At 73.1% G+C, this 17,051-nt stretch carries 12 protein-coding genes; 8 read left to right on the forward strand and 4 right to left on the reverse strand.

Annotated elements, in window-relative coordinates:
* The 8 genes from DZF91_RS38385 to DZF91_RS38420 all read left to right on the forward strand — a co-directional run.
* The coding region (locus tag DZF91_RS38385) for a lysylphosphatidylglycerol synthase transmembrane domain-containing protein (protein ID WP_147341577.1) at positions 1-1,807 on the forward strand (1,807 nt) is incomplete at its 5' end.
* Between the two features lie 177 nt (positions 1,808-1,984).
* Positions 1,985-3,370, forward strand: a complete 1,386-nt coding sequence (locus DZF91_RS38390; RefSeq protein ID WP_117361937.1) for a serine hydrolase domain-containing protein — start codon at positions 1,985-1,987, stop codon at positions 3,368-3,370.
* Between the two features lie 54 nt (positions 3,371-3,424).
* Entirely contained in the window at positions 3,425-5,323 is a 1,899-nt protein-coding gene (locus tag DZF91_RS38395) for a dipeptide ABC transporter ATP-binding protein (protein ID WP_117361938.1), read from the forward strand.
* Complete coding sequence (locus DZF91_RS38400) at positions 5,316-6,266, forward strand: ABC transporter permease (protein ID WP_117361939.1); 951 nt, start codon at positions 5,316-5,318, stop codon at positions 6,264-6,266. Before DZF91_RS38395 ends, DZF91_RS38400 begins: the two co-directional genes overlap by 8 nt.
* Positions 6,263-7,081, forward strand: a complete 819-nt coding sequence (locus tag DZF91_RS38405; RefSeq protein WP_117361940.1) for an ABC transporter permease — start codon at positions 6,263-6,265, stop codon at positions 7,079-7,081. Before DZF91_RS38400 ends, DZF91_RS38405 begins: the two co-directional genes overlap by 4 nt.
* Before the next feature lie 4 nt (positions 7,082-7,085).
* Positions 7,086-8,921 carry an ABC transporter substrate-binding protein gene (locus DZF91_RS38410; RefSeq protein ID WP_117361941.1) on the forward strand — a complete coding sequence of 612 codons (1,836 nt, stop codon included), beginning with the start codon at positions 7,086-7,088 and terminating at the stop codon, positions 8,919-8,921.
* Positions 8,903-9,913, forward strand: coding sequence for an erythromycin esterase family protein (locus tag DZF91_RS38415; protein ID WP_158588147.1), 1,011 nt, complete (start codon positions 8,903-8,905; stop codon positions 9,911-9,913). The genes DZF91_RS38410 and DZF91_RS38415 overlap by 19 nt, the downstream gene beginning before the upstream one ends.
* Positions 9,910-11,883 (forward strand): prolyl oligopeptidase family serine peptidase, encoded by a 1,974-nt coding sequence (locus tag DZF91_RS38420; protein ID WP_117361943.1) that lies wholly within the window; start codon positions 9,910-9,912, stop codon positions 11,881-11,883. The genes DZF91_RS38415 and DZF91_RS38420 overlap by 4 nt, the downstream gene beginning before the upstream one ends.
* Here the strand turns inward: DZF91_RS38420 and DZF91_RS38425 are convergent.
* From DZF91_RS38425 to DZF91_RS38440, 4 genes are all read right to left on the reverse strand, one after another.
* Complete coding sequence (locus tag DZF91_RS38425; RefSeq protein WP_117361944.1) at positions 11,858-13,447, reverse strand: PucR family transcriptional regulator; 1,590 nt, start codon at positions 13,445-13,447, stop codon at positions 11,858-11,860. The genes DZF91_RS38420 and DZF91_RS38425 overlap by 26 nt on opposite strands.
* Positions 13,448-13,513: 66 nt before the next feature.
* Positions 13,514-14,719: an o-succinylbenzoate synthase gene (gene menC / locus DZF91_RS38430; protein ID WP_117361945.1), complete on the reverse strand. Its 1,206-nt coding sequence runs from the start codon at positions 14,717-14,719 to the stop codon at positions 13,514-13,516.
* A complete protein-coding gene (locus tag DZF91_RS38435; RefSeq protein WP_235834868.1) occupies positions 14,716-15,498 on the reverse strand; it encodes a GNAT family N-acetyltransferase in 783 nt (260 codons plus the stop codon). The genes menC and DZF91_RS38435 overlap by 4 nt, the downstream gene beginning before the upstream one ends.
* A complete protein-coding gene (locus DZF91_RS38440; protein ID WP_235834869.1) occupies positions 15,491-16,621 on the reverse strand; it encodes a M20 family metallopeptidase in 1,131 nt (376 codons plus the stop codon). The genes DZF91_RS38435 and DZF91_RS38440 overlap by 8 nt, the downstream gene beginning before the upstream one ends.
* Between the last annotated feature and the right edge of the window lie 430 nt (positions 16,622-17,051).

Consider the following 17,051-nt stretch of genomic DNA (forward strand, 5'->3'; position numbering starts at 1 on the left):
CCGGCGGATCGCCACGGCCGCCGACGAGCCGCGCCGCTACGCCGTGGCGGTCGCACCCGGCGACGACGGGGTGCCGCGCGACGGCGCGGGCCGTCCGCTCCCCCGCGGGCGCTGGCAGCTCCAGGTGAACGTCCTGGACCGCGACCAGCAGACCGCCGGGCTGCTCTACCGGCTGTGGCGGCTGGCGCGGCTGCGCGCCGGCACGAACCGCCGTCCGCTCCGGTCGCTGCGCCGCGCGCTGGAGCAGGAGTCGCTGATGGCCTACGCGGCGTTCGCGGCGGACGTCCGCACCCCGCGCCTCACCGGCACCTGCGAGGTCGGCACCGAGGCGGCGCTGCTCGCCTACGAGCACGTGCCGGGCCGCCGCCTGGACGAGCTGGCCGACGACGAGATCGACGACGCCCTGCTCACCGACGTCTGGTGCCAGTTCGCCCGGTTCCAGGCGGCCCGCCTCGCCCACCGCCGCCTGGAGGGCCACGCCATCCTCCTGAGCGACGCCCCCGGCAGCGCGGCGGACGTCCCGGACGAGGACGGCGCCGAGGACGGCGCCGCGACCGAGCCAGCGACCGGAAGGCGCCTCGCCCACCTGGTCGGGTTCGACGTCGGAGAGGTCGCGGCCGGCGACCTCGCCCTGCGGCTGGACCGGGCGCAGCTCCTCACCACCCTGGCCCTGCGGGTCGGCGCGGAGCGCGCGGTCGCCACCGCCGCGCCGGTGCTGGGCGAGGGCGCGCTGGCCGCCGCCGTCCCGCTGCTGCAGCGGGTCGCGCTGACCCGGGCGACCCGGACGGCGCTCCGCCACGACCGGCACCTGCTGACCCGCATCCGCGAGCAGATCCTCACGCTGGAGCCCGAGGCCGAGACCGAGCCCGTCCGGCTGGAGCGCTTCCGGCCCCGGACGATCGTCAGCATCATCGCGCTCACCTTCGCCGCCTACATCGTCATCCCGCAGCTGACCAGCGTGCAGCTGGACCAGATCGGCGAGCGGGCCAACTGGTGGTGGGTCGCGCTCGGCGCGGTGGCCGCCGCCGTCACCTACCTCGCGGCCGCGCTGATGCTCATCGGTTTCGTGCCCGAGCGGCTGCCGCTGTGGCGGACGGTCGTCGTCCAGATCGCCGCGTCGTTCGTCAAGCTGGTCGCCCCCGCCGCCGTCACCGGTGTCGCGCTCAACACCCGCTACCTGCAGAAGTACGGGATCCGCTCGGGTCCGGCGGTGGCCAGCGTGGGCGCGTCCCAGCTGATGGGGATGGTCGTGCACATCCTCATGCTGGTGGTGTTCGGGTTCATCACCGGGTCCACCCAGACCGCCACGCACGACCTGGCGCCGTCCCGCACGATCATGATCGTGCTGCTGATGTTCGCGATCCCGGTGGCGGTGGCGCTGGCCGTCCCGCGCGTCCGGCGGTTCGTGACCGCGCGGCTCCGGTCGATGTTCTCCGGCGTCCTGCCGCGGCTGGTGGACGTCCTGCAGTCGCCCCGCAAGCTCGCCACCAGCCTCGGCGGCACGCTGCTGCTGACCGCCGGGTTCGTGGTCTGCCTGGACGCCTCGATCCGCGCGTTCGGCGGCAGCCTGCCGTGGACGGCCGTGGTCGTGGTGTTCCTGACCGGCAACGCCTTGGGCTCGGCCGCGCCGACGCCCGGCGGCCTGGGCGCGGTCGAGGGGGCGCTGACGCTGGCACTGACGATCTCCGGACTCCCCGCCGAGATCGCCACCTCGTCGGTGCTGCTGTTCCGCCTCCTGACCTTCTGGCTGCCGGTGGCCCCCGGCTGGGCGGCCTTCGCCTACCTCCAGCGCAAAGAAGCCATCTGACCGAGGACCGCGGACAGTCCGGCAACCCGGATCCGTCCGTCCCCTGTGCGAACCCGTGCCGGTTCCCCGGTGCGGTCCTGGCTCCTGCCCGGAGTTGGCCGGGGGGACGAATCGGGGCGGTGGGGGTGGTCGGAACGGACGAGGCCGGGGCGGGTTCGGCTGGCTACCGTGGGCCGGATGACGAGGCTTGATGAAGTCGCGGAGCGGCTGCGGGTCCGGCTGCCGGGGCTGGCGGAGGAGAACGGGGTGCCGGGGGTGGCCGTGGCCGTCGGCATCGGCGGGGACCTGGCCGAGGAGGCGGCCGGGGTGCTGAGCACGGCGACCGGCGTGGAGGCGACGGTCGACTCGGTGTTCCAAATCGGGTCGGTCACCAAGGTCCTGACCGCGACGCTCGCGATGCAGCTGGTCGTGGAGGGTTCGATAGAGCTCGACGCTCCGGTGGACGCCTACCTGCCGGGTTTCCGGGCGGGGTTCCCCGAGGTGACCGTCCGCCAGCTGATGTCGCACACGGCGGGCTTCGAGGGGGACGTCTTCACCGACACCGGCAAGGGCGACGACTGCCTGGCCCCCTACGTGGACCTCCTCGCGGAGATGCCGCAGATCTTCCGGCCGGGCGCGATGTTCTCCTACAACAACGCGGGCTACAGCGTGCTGGGACGGATCATCGAGGTCGTGCGGGGCCGGCCGTTCGACGCGTGCATGCGCGACCACCTGTTCACCCCGCTGGGCATGACGCACGCGGCGAACGACCCCTACGAGGCGATCCTGCACCGGGCCGCCGTGGGGCACCTCGGCGGGAGGCCGAGCCCGGTGTGGGCGATGGCCCGCTCGAACGCGCCGGCGGGGTCGATGCTGGCCATGACGGCGAGGGACCTGGTGGCCTTCGCCAGGGCGCATCTGGCCGACGAGAGCCTGCGCGTCATGCGCGAGCCGCAGGTCACGCTGCCCGACATCGGCTGGGGGACGGCGTGGGGGCTGGGCTGGGAGCTGTACGACCTGCCCGGCGGCCTGGTCTTCGGGCATGACGGGAACACGATCGGCCAGTCGGCGATCCTGCGCGTGGACCCGGCACGTGAGGTGGTCGTGGTGGTCCTGACCAACGGCGGGAATCCGAAGCCGCTGCGGGAGGAGATCAGCGGATGGGTGCTGGAGCAGCCGGAGAAGCCGGTCCCCGATCCGGCGGCCCGCCCGGACGCGCGCCGCGTCGCCGGCACCTACGTGTCGTCCACGAGCCGGACCACGGTCAGCGAGGACGCCGAAGGCCGGCTGTGGCTGGACCAGGTGCCGCTGGGCATCGCGGCGGAGCTCGGCGACGAGCCGTTCCGGACCGAGCTGGTCGGCTGGCGCGGCGATGCGCTGCTGCCCGTCGCGCCCGGCCGCGGACCGGTGGCGTTCCTGGGCGATGACGGCCGGGGAAGGGCGCTCTATCTGCACACCGGCCGCGCGGACGTCCGGTCCGGCGCGCCTTCGGACGTCCGAGCGGATGCCCGCGCGGATGCCCGTGCGGATGTTCCTGCGGATGCGCGGGCGGCGGTATGTGCACCCGGACGAAACGGAGGCTGAACATTCGCCGGACCGGACGAACACCGGTCGTGGTAGGGCCCCCACTATCGTCCAATGGATTCGCGGAAGAACCTGACCGTCCACGGCCTGTCCGTGGAGATCAGGCGTGGTGACCGGCTAGTCAGACCCGTCGCGGACGTCACCTTCGAGCTGGGCCGCGGCGAGACCCTCGGGATCGTCGGCGAGACCGGGTCCGGCAAGTCCATGACCGGCCTGGCGGTCATGGGGATGCTGCCTGCCGGCGGCCGGGTGACCGGCGGGTCGATCGAGCTCGGCGGCCGCGACCTGCTCACGGCCGACCCCCGCCGGTACCGGGGCCGCGAGATCGCGATGGTCTTCCAGGACTCGCTGACCTCGCTGAACCCCACCAAGAGGATCGTCGACCAGGTGGCCGAGCCGGTCCGGCTGCACCGCGGCGCCTCCCGGCGGGCCGCGCGGGACCGGGCCCGGGAGATGCTGGCCCGGGTCGGCGTCCGGCGGGACGGCTACCCGCACCAGCTCTCGGGCGGGCAGCGCCAGCGGGTGATGATCGCGATGGCGCTGGTCTGCGAGCCGGAGGTCGTCATCGCCGACGAGCCCACCACGGCGCTGGACGTGACGGTCCAGGCCGAGATCCTGGACCTGCTCGACGAGCTGCGGGCCCAGCGCGGCCTGTCGATGATCCTCATCACGCACGACATGGGGGTCATCGCGCAGCGGGCGGACCGGGTCGCGGTGATGTACGCCGGACGGCTGGCCGAGTCCGCGCCCACCGCCGAGATCTTCGAGCGGACGCGGCACCGCTACACCCGGGCGCTGCTGTCGTCGATCCCGACGCTCGCGCAGGACAGGGGCGAGGAGCTGTTCAGCATCCCCGGCTCCCCGCCCGACCTGGCGCGGCCCGAGCCGGGCTGCCCGTTCGCGCCCCGCTGCGACGCGGCGTCCGACAGGTGCCGCGCGGAGCTGCCGCCGTTCACCGGCACCTTCGCCTGCTGGCATCCGGTCGACGGCCCGGTCGCGTCCGCGGACCGCGGGCGGTTCCAACGGGGCGAGACCGGGGAGACGCTGCTGCGCGTCGTCGACCTCGTCCGCGAGCACCCGACCGGACGCCGGACCGTCAAGGCGGTGTCGGGCATCAGCTTCGAGGTGGCGGCCGGGGAGACGTTCGGCCTGGTCGGCGAGTCGGGGTGCGGCAAGTCGAGCCTGGGCCGCCTGCTGGTCGGCCTGGACCGGCCGGACCGCGGCGAGATCGTGTTCGCCGGGGAGAGGGTCACGCGCCCGCGCCGGGCCGTCCAGATGATGTTCCAGGACTCCGGCGCCGCCCTGGACCCGAGGATGCGGATCGGGCGGATCCTCCGCGAGCCCCTGGCGATCCACGACGTCGGCGACCGGCGGGAACGCGTCAGGCGGCTGCTGGACGACGTCGGGCTGCCCGAGAGCGTCCTGGACCGCTACCCCTACGAGCTGTCGGGCGGGCAGCGCCAGCGCGTCGGCCTGGCCCGCGCGCTCGCCCTGGACCCGCGGGTGCTGGTCGCCGACGAGCCGGTCAGCGCCCTGGACGTCTCCATCCGCTCCCAGGTGCTGAACCTGATGCGCCGCGTGCAGGCCGAACGGGGGCTGAGCGCCGTGGTGATCTCCCACGATCTGGCGGTCGTGCGGTACCTGGCCGACCGGGTCGGCGTCATGTACCTCGGGAAGCTCGTCGAGACGGGGACGACCGAGGAGGTGTTCGGGGCCCCGGCCCACCCCTACACCGCGGGCCTGCTGGCCGCCGTTCCGGAGGGCGGGCGGACCGGGACGCCGGTGCGCGGCGAACCGCCCAGCCCGGTCGATCCGCCCAGCGGATGCCGGTTCCGCACCCGCTGCGCCCTGGCCACCGACAAGTGCGCACAGGTGGAGCCGCCGATGACGTCGCTGACCGGCGGCCACCAGGTGGCCTGCCACTACCCGTTGCAGGAGGGACGCGATGGCTAGGTACGTCCTGAACCGGCTGGTGGTCTCGGCGCTGGTCCTGCTCGGGATCTCGGCGGTGGTGTTCTTCATGCTGCACCTGGTCTCGGACAGTCCGGGCCGGATCGTGCTCGGCCAGCGCGTGTCGCCCGAGGCGGTCGCGGCCTTCGACCACCAGCACGGCTTCGACCGGCCGGTGGTCGTGCAGTACCTCGATTACCTCGAGCGGCTGCTGCACGGCGACCTCGGCCGGTCCTACAAGCTGAACGAGAACGTCTCCACCCTGATCGCGCAGAACGCGGGCCGCAGCGCGATGCTGTCGCTGGCCGGGCTCGTCGTGGCGCTGGCCGTCGCGGTGCCGCTCGGCATCCTGCAGGCCGTCCGGCGCAACGGCCTGATCGACCGGACGGCCACCGCCGTGTCCTACATGCTGTACGCCACGCCGTCGTTCCTGCTCGGGCTGGCGCTGATCGCGGTGTTCAGCCAGCAACTGGAGCTGTTCCCCGCCGAGGCGTCCCAGTCGCACTCGCCGTGGGCGGTCCTCACCGACCCGCGGGCCATGGCCCTGCCGGTGATCACGCTGGCGGCGGGCAGCGTCGCGGTGTTCGCGCAGTACCAGCGTTCCTCGGCACTCGACCAGCTCGGCCAGGACTACATCCGGGTCGCGCGGGCCAAGGGCCTGCCCGAACGGCTGGTCCTGACCCGGCACCTGCTCCGCAACGCCTGCATGCCGCTGATCACCCTGGTCGGGACGCTCGTCCCGACGCTGCTCGCCGGCAACGTCATCGTCGAGTCGCTGTTCAACTACCCGGGCCTCGGCCTGCTGTTCCTCAACAGCCTGCAACGCGAGGACTACCCCCTGCTCCTCGCCTACACCCTCATGGGCGGCCTCCTGACCGTCGTCGGCAACCTCCTCGCCGACGTCCTGGTGGCCGCCGCCGACCGCCGAATCGAGGTGCGGAGATGAGACGGCACCCGCTCGCGCTCGCCGGTGGCCTGCTCCTGCTGGTCATCGTCGGGTTCTGCGTCCTCGGCCCGCTGCTCCACCCGACCAACCAGACCGACGTGGACGTCGTCAACGCGGCCCTGCCGCCGGGCGGCGGCCATCCGCTCGGCACCGACACCAACGGGTTCGACGTGCTCGGGCGGCTGATGGCCGGCGGCCGGGTGTCGCTGCAGATCAGCCTGCTGGCCGCGGTCGTCGCGACCACGATCGGCACGCTCTACGGCGCGGTCGCCGGGCTGGCGGGCGGCGTGGTCGACGGGGTCATGATGCGGCTGGTCGACGTCATGCTGTCGATCCCGTTCCTGTTCTTCGTGCTGATCCTGTCGGCCCGGTTCCACGCCGACGCGGTGTCGCTGAGCCTGGTCATCGGCGGCTTCTCCTGGCTGCTGTCGGCCCGGCTGGTGCGCGGGGAGGTGCTGACGCTCCGGGTCCGCGAGTACGTCCTCGCGGCGAAGGTCATGGGCGCCTCGCGGCGGCGGGTGGTGCTCACCCACCTGATCCCCAACGCGCTCGGCGTGATCATCGTCAACGCCACCTTCCAGGTGGCCGACGCGATCATCGTGGTGTCCGCGCTCGGCTTCCTCGGCTTCGGCCTGACCTATCCCGCCGCGGACTGGGGCAGCCAGCTGGCCAGCGGCGTCACCTACATCTCCGCCGACTACTGGTGGCTGGTCCTGCCGGTCGGCGCCTGCATCGTCCTCACCGTCCTCGCCCTCAACCTGCTCGCCGACGCCCTGCGGGACACGATCGGCCGCCCCACCTCAGCAAGGAGCTAGCACCATGCGCGGACGCCTCCCGAGCGGGCTCGTCGCCCTGCCCACCCTCCTCGCGCTGCTCACCGCGACCGCCTGCGGTGGCGGCGGCGCCGGAACGGCCAAGGGCATCATCTCGGCGCCTCCCAAGCAGACCGGCACCCCCAAGGACGGCGGCACGGCCGTCGTGGCACTGACCCCGGGCCTCAGCCCGAACTTCATCTACCCCTACCCGCCCGCCTCGGCGAACGGCACCGTGATCGCGCGCGGCCAGCTGTGGCGCTCGCTGTACCGGCCGAGCGGCGACGGGAGCCAGATCGTCGACCCCGCGCTGAGCCTCGCCGAGCCGCCGGTCTACAGCGCCGACCGCAGGACGGTCACGATCAGGATGAAGGACTACAAGTGGTCGACGGGCCGGGCCGTCACCGCCGGCGACGTCGTGTTCTCCCTCGACCTGCTCAAGGCGGCGCTGGCCGAGAGCCCGGCGAACTGGAGCTTCTACACCCCCGGCCAGTTCCCGGACGGGGTGACCGCCAGGGCGACCGCGCCCGACACCCTGACGCTGACGCTGAAGACGGCCTACAACCCGTCCTACCTGCTGTCGATGCTGGCGCTGCTGTACGTCATGCCGTCCCAGGAGTGGAACATCGCCAGGACCGGCGGACCGCACCTGGACAGCTCGCAGCCCAGGAACGCCAAGGCGATCTACACCTACCTCACCAAGCAGTCGGCCGACCAGAAGACCTTCGCCGGCAACCCGCTCTGGCAGGTCGTCAACGGACCCTACAAGCTGAAGAGCTTCGACCCGACGACCGGCTCGTTCTCCCTGACGGCCAACAGGTCCTACAGCGGGCCGGGCGAGAAGCGCCTGGACCAGGTGGACTTCAAGGCGTTCACCTCCGCCTCGGCGGTGCTCAACCAGTTCAAGGCGGGCAACCTCACCGTCGGGACGCTGGACTCCACGTTCGTCTCGCAGGCCGCCGCGCTCAAGGCCAAGGGCTACACCGTCTACAGCAGCCCGGCCCCCGCCCGCTTCGACGCGCTCACCATCAACTTCAGGAACACCGTCGACGGCTTCGACAAGGTGATCGCCCAGCCGTACGTCCGGCAGGCGCTCCAGCGGCTGATCGACGGCAAGCGGTACATCACCAGCCGCGGCATCTACGACGGCGCCGGGTCGGAGAACTACAGCACCGTGGGGGCCGACTCGCCCTACCCGCCGTCCTTCGGTGACAGGCCGCCCTACCCCTACGACCCGGAGGCGGCGAAGAAACTGCTCACCGACCACGGCTGGAAGGTCGTGCCCGGCGGCGCGACCACCTGCGAGCAGCCCGCGCGGTGCGGGGCGGGGATCAAGCAGGGGCAGACGATCCGGTTCACGATCGCCTCGGCCAACACCCCCGCCTACGTCGGCGCCCGCGACATCGCGTTCGTCTCGGCGGCCAAGAAGCTCGGCATCGACGCCAAGATCGTCACCAAGTCGCTGAACTTCATGTACCAGAACTACGGCAACCCGTTCGCCCCGGCCAAGACCAACGAATGGGCGATGCAGGACAACGGGCCGCTCTACCTCGCCGTCGGCTACCCGAGCAGCAACACCGTGTTCAACACCGACGGCAGCTTCAACCTCGGCTCCTACGCCAACCCCGCGACCGACAAGCTGATCAACGCCTCGACGTTCGGCGCCGACCCCAAGGCCCTCTCGGCCGAGGCCACCGCGCTCGCCACCGACCTGCCCGTGCTGTTCTTCCCGACGCCGAACACCCTGGTCGTCTGGAAGAACACGCTGTCGGGGCCGACCGCGTCGTTCAAGGCCCTGCTGAGCTACCTGTACACGCCGGAGCAATGGTACTTCCACGACTGATCATCGAGCCGCCCGGCGACGTGCGGGTGGTGGCGCTCGGCGAGAGCGCGCACAACATCACCGAGTTCTACGAGCTCAAGCACCGGATCCTGCGCCACCTGGTCGAGGAGCACGGCTTCACCGCGTTCGTGATGGAGTCGGGGTTCGCCGAGGGGCTGGGCGTCGACGCCTGGCTCCGCGGCGTCCCGGGCAACGCTGCGGACGCGGCGGCCGGGGCGGATGTCGCGGCCGTGGCCCGCGACGGCATCACCTACCGCTTCGGCGAGGCCGCGCCGATGCACCGGCAGCTGGAATGGATGCGCGCCGCCGGGGTCGGCTTCTACGGGATGGACCTGCCCGGGTCGTCCACCTCACCGGGGCCCGCCGTCCGGGTGATCGCCGAGCGGACGCCCGGCCGGGACCTGCGGGACCTGGTCCGCCGCAGCGACCTGGGCGGACGGACCGAGGCGGCGGTGCGGTGGGCGGCGATGCCGTCCGCCGAACGGGACGCGCTGCTCCGCGACCTGCGTGCCCTCGCCGTCCACGCCGGGAGCTCGCCGGACGCGGTGGTGCGGCGCACGGCGGCGTCGCTGACGGCCTTCCTCGACGAGAGGGAGCCGATCGGCGACAGCGACCCCTATCCGAGGGACGCGTTCATGGCCGACACCGTGCGCTGGGTGCTGGAACGCGAGGAGCGCGTGGTGGTCAGCGCGCACAACGGGCACGTCCAGCGGACGCCGCTGGAGGGGCGTCCGATGATGGGCGCCCTGCTGGACGCGGCGCTCGGTCCCGCCATGGCCGTCGTCGGGATGACCTACCGCTCCGGTCCGGTGATCCGCTTCGTCCGGCGCTCGGCGCGGCCGTTCGACTGCGACGTCCGTCTTGAGATGCGGGACCGGGGCGATCCGGACGAACCCGGCGAGGGCTTCGACGCGCTCGTCCGTCTCGACCACGCCGACCTGGTCCCCGGAGCGTTCGAGCGGCTCCGCGCCGAGTTCGAGGAGTACCGATGAAGTACCCGCCCACCCGGACGGTCGAGGTCGTCGCGGACGTCGCCGGGATCGCCGTGCCCGACCCCTACCGCTGGCTGGAGGAGGAGACGCCCGAGGTCCGGGACTGGCAGCGCGCGCAGGCGGCCCTCGCCACCTCGGTGGCCTTCGACGGGGTGGACCGCGACGCCGTCCGCGCGCTGATCCTGGCCCACGACGCCGGAGCCCGTCCCGACCTGCCCAGATACGCGGCCGGACGGTGGTTCCGCACCGCCGGGCCGGACCTGGTCGTCTCCGCGTCCCCGTACGGCGACGGCCGGGTGCTCGCCTCGCTGGGCGCGGGCCTGGCGTCCTGGCTGGCGCCCTCGCCGGACGGCGGCGTCCTCGCGGTCGGGATCTGCGAGGACGGCAGCGAGCACAACACGATCCGGCTCATCGACACCGCCACCGGCCGCGACCTCAGCGGCGCACCGACCCAGGTCCTGCACAGCGCGTGGGTCGGGGGTGTCTCCTGGCGGCCCGACTCCAGCGGGTTCTACTTCTTCGCGCTCACCGGCCCCCCGGCGGAGTTCCGGCAGGCGGTCTTCCTGCACCGGCTGGGCACCGGGACGACGCTGGAACCGGTCCCGGTCGGGGACTCGCGCGAGTACACGCTGATCCAGACGAGCGGGTGCTGGGAGGTCGCCGCGCACCGGGTGGGCGCGCCCTTCCCGATCGCGGTCCGGCGCACCGGGGAGCCGTGGCGCCCGTTCCTCACCGGCTGCAAGGGTTCGGTCGCCGGCCACATCGTCGGCGACCGCTACATCGCGGTCACCGACGTGGACGCCCCGCGCGGCCGGGTCGTGGCGATCTCCCTGGACGACCCGTCGGACTGGACCGAGCTCGTCCCCCAGAGCGACACGGTCCTGCGCTCGCTGACGCCGGTCGGCGACCACCTGTACCTCAGCGGGTTCGACGCGACCTTCGCGCGCGTCCGCGTCCTGGACCGGGACGGCGCGGTCGTCGAGGAGGTGCCGCTGCCGGGGCGCGGCGCGCTGTCCTCCCCGTTCTTCCCCCTCACCGGGCTGGCCGTGGGCAACCCCGCGCCGTCCTTCCTGTTCGCCTTCTCCACCCTGACCACCTCCTGGGGCGTCCACGCCCACCGGCCCGGCGCGCCGCTGGAAACCCTCGTGGATCCGGCGGTGCGGCTGGACGCCACGGTCGAGGTGGACGAGGCGGTCGCCCCGGACGGCGTCCCGATCCCCTTCCACGTGGTCGCCCGCCGCGACGTTCCGCCCGGCCCGCCCGGACCGCCGGTCCTGGTCTCGGCCTACGGCGCGGCCGGGGTGCCGTTGCTGCCCGCCTACCAGGCCGACCTGGCGGCCTTCGTCGCGGCGGGCGGCGTCGTCGTCCAGGCGTACCTGCGAGGCGGCGGCGAGTTCGGACACGACTGGTGGATGGCGGCGCACCGGGAGCGCAAGCAGGTGCGCGACTCCGACCTCGTCGCCGTCGCCGAGCACCTGCTCGCCACCGGACGGGCGTCCGCCGGGCGGCTCGCGCTCACCGGCGGCTCGGACGGCGGGCTGATGTGCGGGGTCGCCGCGACGACGCGCCCCGACCTGTGGCACGCGGTGCTGCCGCGGGCGCCGCTGCTCGACCTGATCGGCGGGACGCGCGACCCGTACCTGGAGTTCGTGCTGCGCAAGGCGTGGGGCGATCCGGAGGACCCCGCCACCGTCCGGCGGTTCCTCGGACTGTCGCCGTACGAGCTGGTCCGGGAGCGGGAGTTCCCCGCCCTCTACATCCAGGCGGGGGCGAACGATCCGCGGTGCCGTCCGTGGCACGCGCGCAAGTTCGCCGCGCGTCTCCAGGCCGCCCAGCGGGGCGGGGCCCCGATCCTGCTGCACGTCTTCGAGGACGCCGGGCACGGCGCGGCGACCGGCCACGACGTGGCGGTCGAGCAGGACACCGAGTGGCTGGCGTTCCTGGTCAGGAGTTTCGGCCTGCGGCCCTGATGGCCATCAGGCGCAGCTGGATCATCGTGGCCAGCCGGGCGTCCGGGTCGCCGAGGTCGATCCCGCCGACCGAGGCCGCCCGGCGCAGCCGGTACCGGAACGTGTTGGGGTGCACGAACATCGCCGTGGACGCCAGCGCGACGTCGCCGAAGGCGTCCAGCCAGGCCCGCAGCGTCTCCATCAGGTTCGCCTGGTGCTCCCGGTCGTAGGCGGCGATGCGGGCGACCGGGCCGCTGGGCAGGTCGGCCTGCGGGATCAGGTCCGACAGCTCCAGCAGCAGCGCCTCGATGTGCACCTCGTCCAGCAGCGCCACCTGCCGGTCGAGCACCCCCGCCCGCAGGACGCGCAGGGCCTGCTCGGCGCTGGAGCGCGAGCGGGTGAGCGCCGAGCCGTCCCGGGCGAGGCGGCCGACGCCGATCAGCGGACGCAGCCGGGACCCGACCCGGGCCAGGAACTCGCCGGCGATCAGGGTCGCGCGCTCCTCCGCGCCCCCGCGGTCCAGCGGCAGGACGCCGTAGGCGACGTCGCCGATCAGGGCGGTGACCGAGCGCGGGTGCGCGGCGGTGAGGTGCATGGCGAACGCGTCGGCGAGCCGCTTGCGCTCCGCGCCGACCTGGGCCGGGGTCTCGGCGGCGGCCGGGGCGACGGTGAGCGCCATGACGATCGCCGGCTCGTCGCGCAGCCCCAGGCGGCGGGCGGCCTCGCGGTTCTCCGGCCCGCCGCCCAGGGCGGCGCTCAGCAGGTCGGCGCGCATGCGGCGCTCGCTGTCGGCGTCGGCGCGCTGCCAGACCAGGTGCATGGCGACGAGCTTGGACGCCTCGTAGAGCGACTCGCCGCGCTGTTCGTCCAGCGGCTCGGGGACGACCACCCAGATCGTCCCCAGGATCTCGTCGCCCGCCCGCACCGCGATCGCCGCCCGCGGCAGCTCGCCGGACTCCGGCAGCGGCGCCACGAAGACCGGGCGCTCGCTGCGGTAGATCGCCTGGAAGACGCCGCGCTCCTCCAGGATCCGGGTGTAGTGCACGGGGACCTGGCGGCTCAGGATCGTCTGGACGCGCGAGGGGTCGGCCTCGTCCTGGCGGCTGGAGAACGCCAGCAGCCGGGAGTTGCGGTCCTCGATGGTGACCGGCGCGTCGAGCAGCGCCGCGATCGCGTTCGCGACGGCGAACAGGTCGCCGGAGCGGGCCTGGCCGGACGCGCCGTACGGGTCGCCTTCGCCCGACAGCGTCCGCAGCATCCCGGCCAGATGGTTCCAGGAGGCGCCGCGCGCGAACGCCAGGACGGCCGTCCCGGACTTCTCGGCCGCCGCGAGCAGGTCGGCGTCGGGCGTGACCGGGGCGCGGACGACCAGGCCGAGGGCCCCGCGCTCCCCCAGCCGGGTGACGAACCCCGCCAGGTCCTCGTGCAGCCCGACACCCAGCACCAGGGCGTCCGCCGGCACCTCCGGCTCGTCGAGCGGGTCGTAGATGACGACGCCGCCGATCTCCCGCTGCGTCAGCTCCCCGCAGACCAGCTCCAGAAGGGTCGAGCCGAACTCCTCCAGGACCCGCGCCAGGCTGGTCACGGAGCCGGGCGCACGCCCGGAGCGGCGGCTGCTCCGGTACGTGATCGTTCGTTCACCATGACGAGATCATGCCATGCGTTCCGACCGGTCCGACGCCACCTCCACCCCGCCGCCGCCCGCCGGGACGCCGGACGGCCTGCCCACCGCGTCCGCGCCCGGGACCACCGCCGAGCCGGCGAAGGGGAGCCACACCTTCTCGGCGGTCACGGCGTCCAGCAGTTCGGGGAGGGGGCTGACGCCGAGGCCCGGACCGGTCGGCACGGCGAGGTGGCCGTCCTCCAACCGGAACGGCTCGGTGATGTCGGTCGTGTAGTACCGGTCGGACGCCGAGGTGTCGCCGGGGAACCCGAAGCCGGGCAGCGCGGCGAGCGCGACGTTGGCCGCCCGGCCGAGGCCGGTCTCCAGCATGCCGCCGCACCACACCGGGACGTCGTGCGCCGCGCACACGTCGTGGATGCGCCTGGCCTCCAGGTAGCCGCCGACCCGGCCGGGCTTGATGTTGACGATCTCGCAGGCGCCGAGCGTGATCGCGGTGGCCGCCGCGCGGGCGTCCACGATCGACTCGTCCAGGCAGATCGGGGTGGTGAGGCGCTTCGCCAGCTCGGCGTGGCCGAGCAGGTCGTCTTCGGCGAGCGGCTGCTCCAGCATGACCAGGTCGAAGGCGTCGAGCCTTGCCAGATGCCCGGCCTGGCTGGAGCGGTAGGCGGCGTTGGCGTCCACCTGGAGCGCGATGTCGCCGAAACGCTCGCGGACGGCCCGCACCGGCTCGACGTCCCAACCCGGTTCGATCTTGAGCTTGATGCGCTGGTAGCCCGCCTCCAGGTATCCCGCGACGACGTCCAGCAACTGCGGAACCGTGTCGGTGATGCCCACCGAGACCCCGCACGGGACCCGCGTCCTGGTCGCGCCGAGGGCCTGGCTCAGCGGCTGGCCGCGTCCGCGCAGCTCGGCGTCCCAGATCGCGGTCTCCAGCGCGGCCTTGGCCATGCGATGGCCCTTGAACGCCGCGAGCGCCGGCCCCACCTCGTGCGCGCCGCGCACCTCTTTCACCGCCGGAACCAGATGGCGCCTCAGCACGTCCACGGCGGCGTGGGTGTACTCGGAGGAGTACAGCGGCGCGGTGCCCGCCCCGCACTCCCCCCAGCCCTCGGCCTCGTCGGTGACGGCGCGCAGCAGCACCACCTCGCGCACGGTCTCGGTGCCGAAGCTGGTGCGGAACGGCGCGACCAGCGGCATCCGCAGGGTGCGGACCTCCACCCCTTCGATCTTCATGCTCTCTCCACGAGGTATCCGGCGGCGCGGTCGAATCCGAGGACCGTGCCGCCGTCGTCCAGCAGTCCGCCGAGGACCTCCCGCACGGCCATGCGCCAGGCGGACGCCAGCGCCGGATCGCGCTCGCGCAGTGCCTCGACGTCGTCGGGGACGGCCACCGTGACGACGCTCGCCGCGGTCCGGCCGATCCGCGGCCCGCCGTCCCGGCCCGGGGCCAGCAGCGCGGGTCCGGACGCCGTCGCCGTCCGCGGGGTGCCCGCGCAGGCGGCCTCGACGTGCGCCGACGCCAGGTGCCAGCGGACGAACAGGCGGTCGGTGGGGTCGGTGCGGTTGATGTCGTCGTCCATCGGGCCGTAGAAGTCCGGCAGGTACTCGGTCGCGTCGGCGCCCAGCTTGACCAGGTTGAAGTGCGCGTTGCGGCGGATCAGCGGGTCGAAGGTCCACCAGATCTCGCGGGCGCCGTGGTTCAGCGCCCATTCCCGCTGGTGCACCTTCAACGCGAAGCCGATGTTCCGTCCCTGCGCCCGTGCCAGGACGCCGGCGATGTGGCTGTGCAGGGCCTCGGACGACGGCGGAGCGAAGAAGCCGAAACAGGCTCCCACCAGCTCGCCGTCCTCCATGGCCCCGCTCACGTAGCCGCCCGCCTTCGCCAGCGCGCGCAGGAAGTCGGCCGTCACGGGCGTGCCGGTCGCCCCGGTCCGCCAGATCTCCTCGTACAGGCGGCGGACCGCTTCCAGGTCGCCGACCTCCGCAAGGAGGCGGATCTCCACTTCAGTCACGGCAGGCATGGTTCCAGAGCGCTTCTCCGGACAGCTGGTCCTGCCGAACAGAACCAAGCCCGCCGTTTCGTCCGAGAAGACAACCCAGCAACCCGGTCAGCAGACGGGTCCTGCGGGGAAGCTCGGCGACAAGGACATGCTCGTCGTCGGCATGCGCACCCCCGCCGACCGCGCCCAGCCCGTCCAGCGTCGCGACACCGATCCCCGCCGTCAGATTGCCGTCGGACGCCCCGCCGACGGCCGTCGCGGTGAGCGGCCAATCCGCGATCCGCTCGGCCAACGCGAACAGCTCCCGCGACGCCCCGGCCTCCAGCGGCGGACGATTGGGCCCGCCCACCACCTCCACCGCCGCGCCGTCCAGACACGGCCTGAGCGCCATCATCGCCGCGTGGACGCGCCGCTGCTCGGCCTCCGTCCACGCCCTGACGTCCACCTCGAACACGGCTCCCGCCGGAACCGTGTTCACCGTCGTCCCCGCCCTCAGAGTCGTCGGCGTCACGGTCGTCCCGCCGCCGCCCAACGCCGCCACGGCCACCAGCTGGTGGGCCGCCTCCAAGGCGGCGTTGACCCCCTTCTCGGGATCGAGCCCGGCGTGCGCCGCCCGCCCGGTCACGCGCACCTCGTACCGGGACACCCCCTTGCGCTCGGTCTTCAACGCCCCGCCGCGCCCGGCCGCCTCCAGCACGAGCACCGCCTCGCACCGCCGCGCCTCGTCTTCGATCAGCTCCCGCGACGTCGGCGACCCGGGCTCCTCATCCCCGGTGACCAGCAGCGTCACCCCCGAACGGTCGTCCAGCGCGGCGATCGCGTGAAACGCCATCACCAACCCGGCCTTCATGTCGAAGCACCCGGGCCCACGCATCACCCCGTCCCGCACCTCGAACGGATGCCGCTCCAGCGACCCGACCGGCCACACCGTGTCGTGATGCCCCAGCACCAGCACCCGAGGCCGCCCGCCGAACCGCCACCGCAGATGCGTCCGCCCCTCGATGACGATCCGCTCCGGCTCACTCCCCAGCCGCGCGCGCCCAACGTCCGCGACCACCTCCGCACTCCGCGCGACCGCCTCCAGATCCTCAGAAGGCGACTCGCACCTCACAAGCCGCTCGATGTCCCCGATCACCCCAACATCCATGCCCCCACACTCGCGAACCCGCAGCCTCCCCGACCTGTCGTCCCCCACAACATCCCCCCACCCCATTAGGCCGCCCCAACAACCCTCCTCCCCCAGCCACCACCGCACCCCCACCCCTCCGCCACCGACCGGGCGGCGCGGTAGGCGTGCTCGGTGATCGCGAGTGTCAAGGGCCAGTGGCGCGGACACGTTCCAGAGTTCTCTTCGAGCGTCAAGACCGACCACATCCGGGCTTATGGGGCCCCTGCCGGCCTCTGCTATCGCGCCTCGAATCTTCCCGCATTAATGAGCAAGGAACTTCGCACGTTATGCATAGTAGGCAGGTTTGGAAGCAAATACAGTGCCGCTCAGAAGCAGCACGAAAAGGCCACTTGATGGCGCCTGCCCATCTGGAGGCAGAGGTCTCCGAGCTACAGGT

This window comes from Actinomadura logoneensis (genome assembly GCF_003428695.1).
GTDB classification, from domain to species: Bacteria; Actinomycetota; Actinomycetes; order Streptosporangiales; family Streptosporangiaceae; genus Spirillospora; species Spirillospora logoneensis.

Bases quoted from the DNA above. Each gene is read 5' to 3' on its own strand.
- DZF91_RS38390 (WP_117361937.1), top strand. From the start codon at position 1,985: ATGACGAGGCTTGATGAAGTCGCGGAGCGGCTGCGGGTCCGGCTGCCG.
- DZF91_RS38395 (WP_117361938.1), top strand. From the start codon at position 3,425: ATGGATTCGCGGAAGAACCTGACCGTCCACGGCCTGTCCGTGGAGATC.
- DZF91_RS38400 (WP_117361939.1), top strand. From the start codon at position 5,316: ATGGCTAGGTACGTCCTGAACCGGCTGGTGGTCTCGGCGCTGGTCCTG.
- DZF91_RS38405 (WP_117361940.1), top strand. From the start codon at position 6,263: ATGAGACGGCACCCGCTCGCGCTCGCCGGTGGCCTGCTCCTGCTGGTC.
- DZF91_RS38410 (WP_117361941.1), top strand. From the start codon at position 7,086: ATGCGCGGACGCCTCCCGAGCGGGCTCGTCGCCCTGCCCACCCTCCTC.
- DZF91_RS38415 (WP_158588147.1), top strand. From the start codon at position 8,903: ATGGTACTTCCACGACTGATCATCGAGCCGCCCGGCGACGTGCGGGTG.
- DZF91_RS38420 (WP_117361943.1), top strand. From the start codon at position 9,910: ATGAAGTACCCGCCCACCCGGACGGTCGAGGTCGTCGCGGACGTCGCC.
- menC (WP_117361945.1), bottom strand. From the start codon at position 14,719: ATGAAGATCGAAGGGGTGGAGGTCCGCACCCTGCGGATGCCGCTGGTC.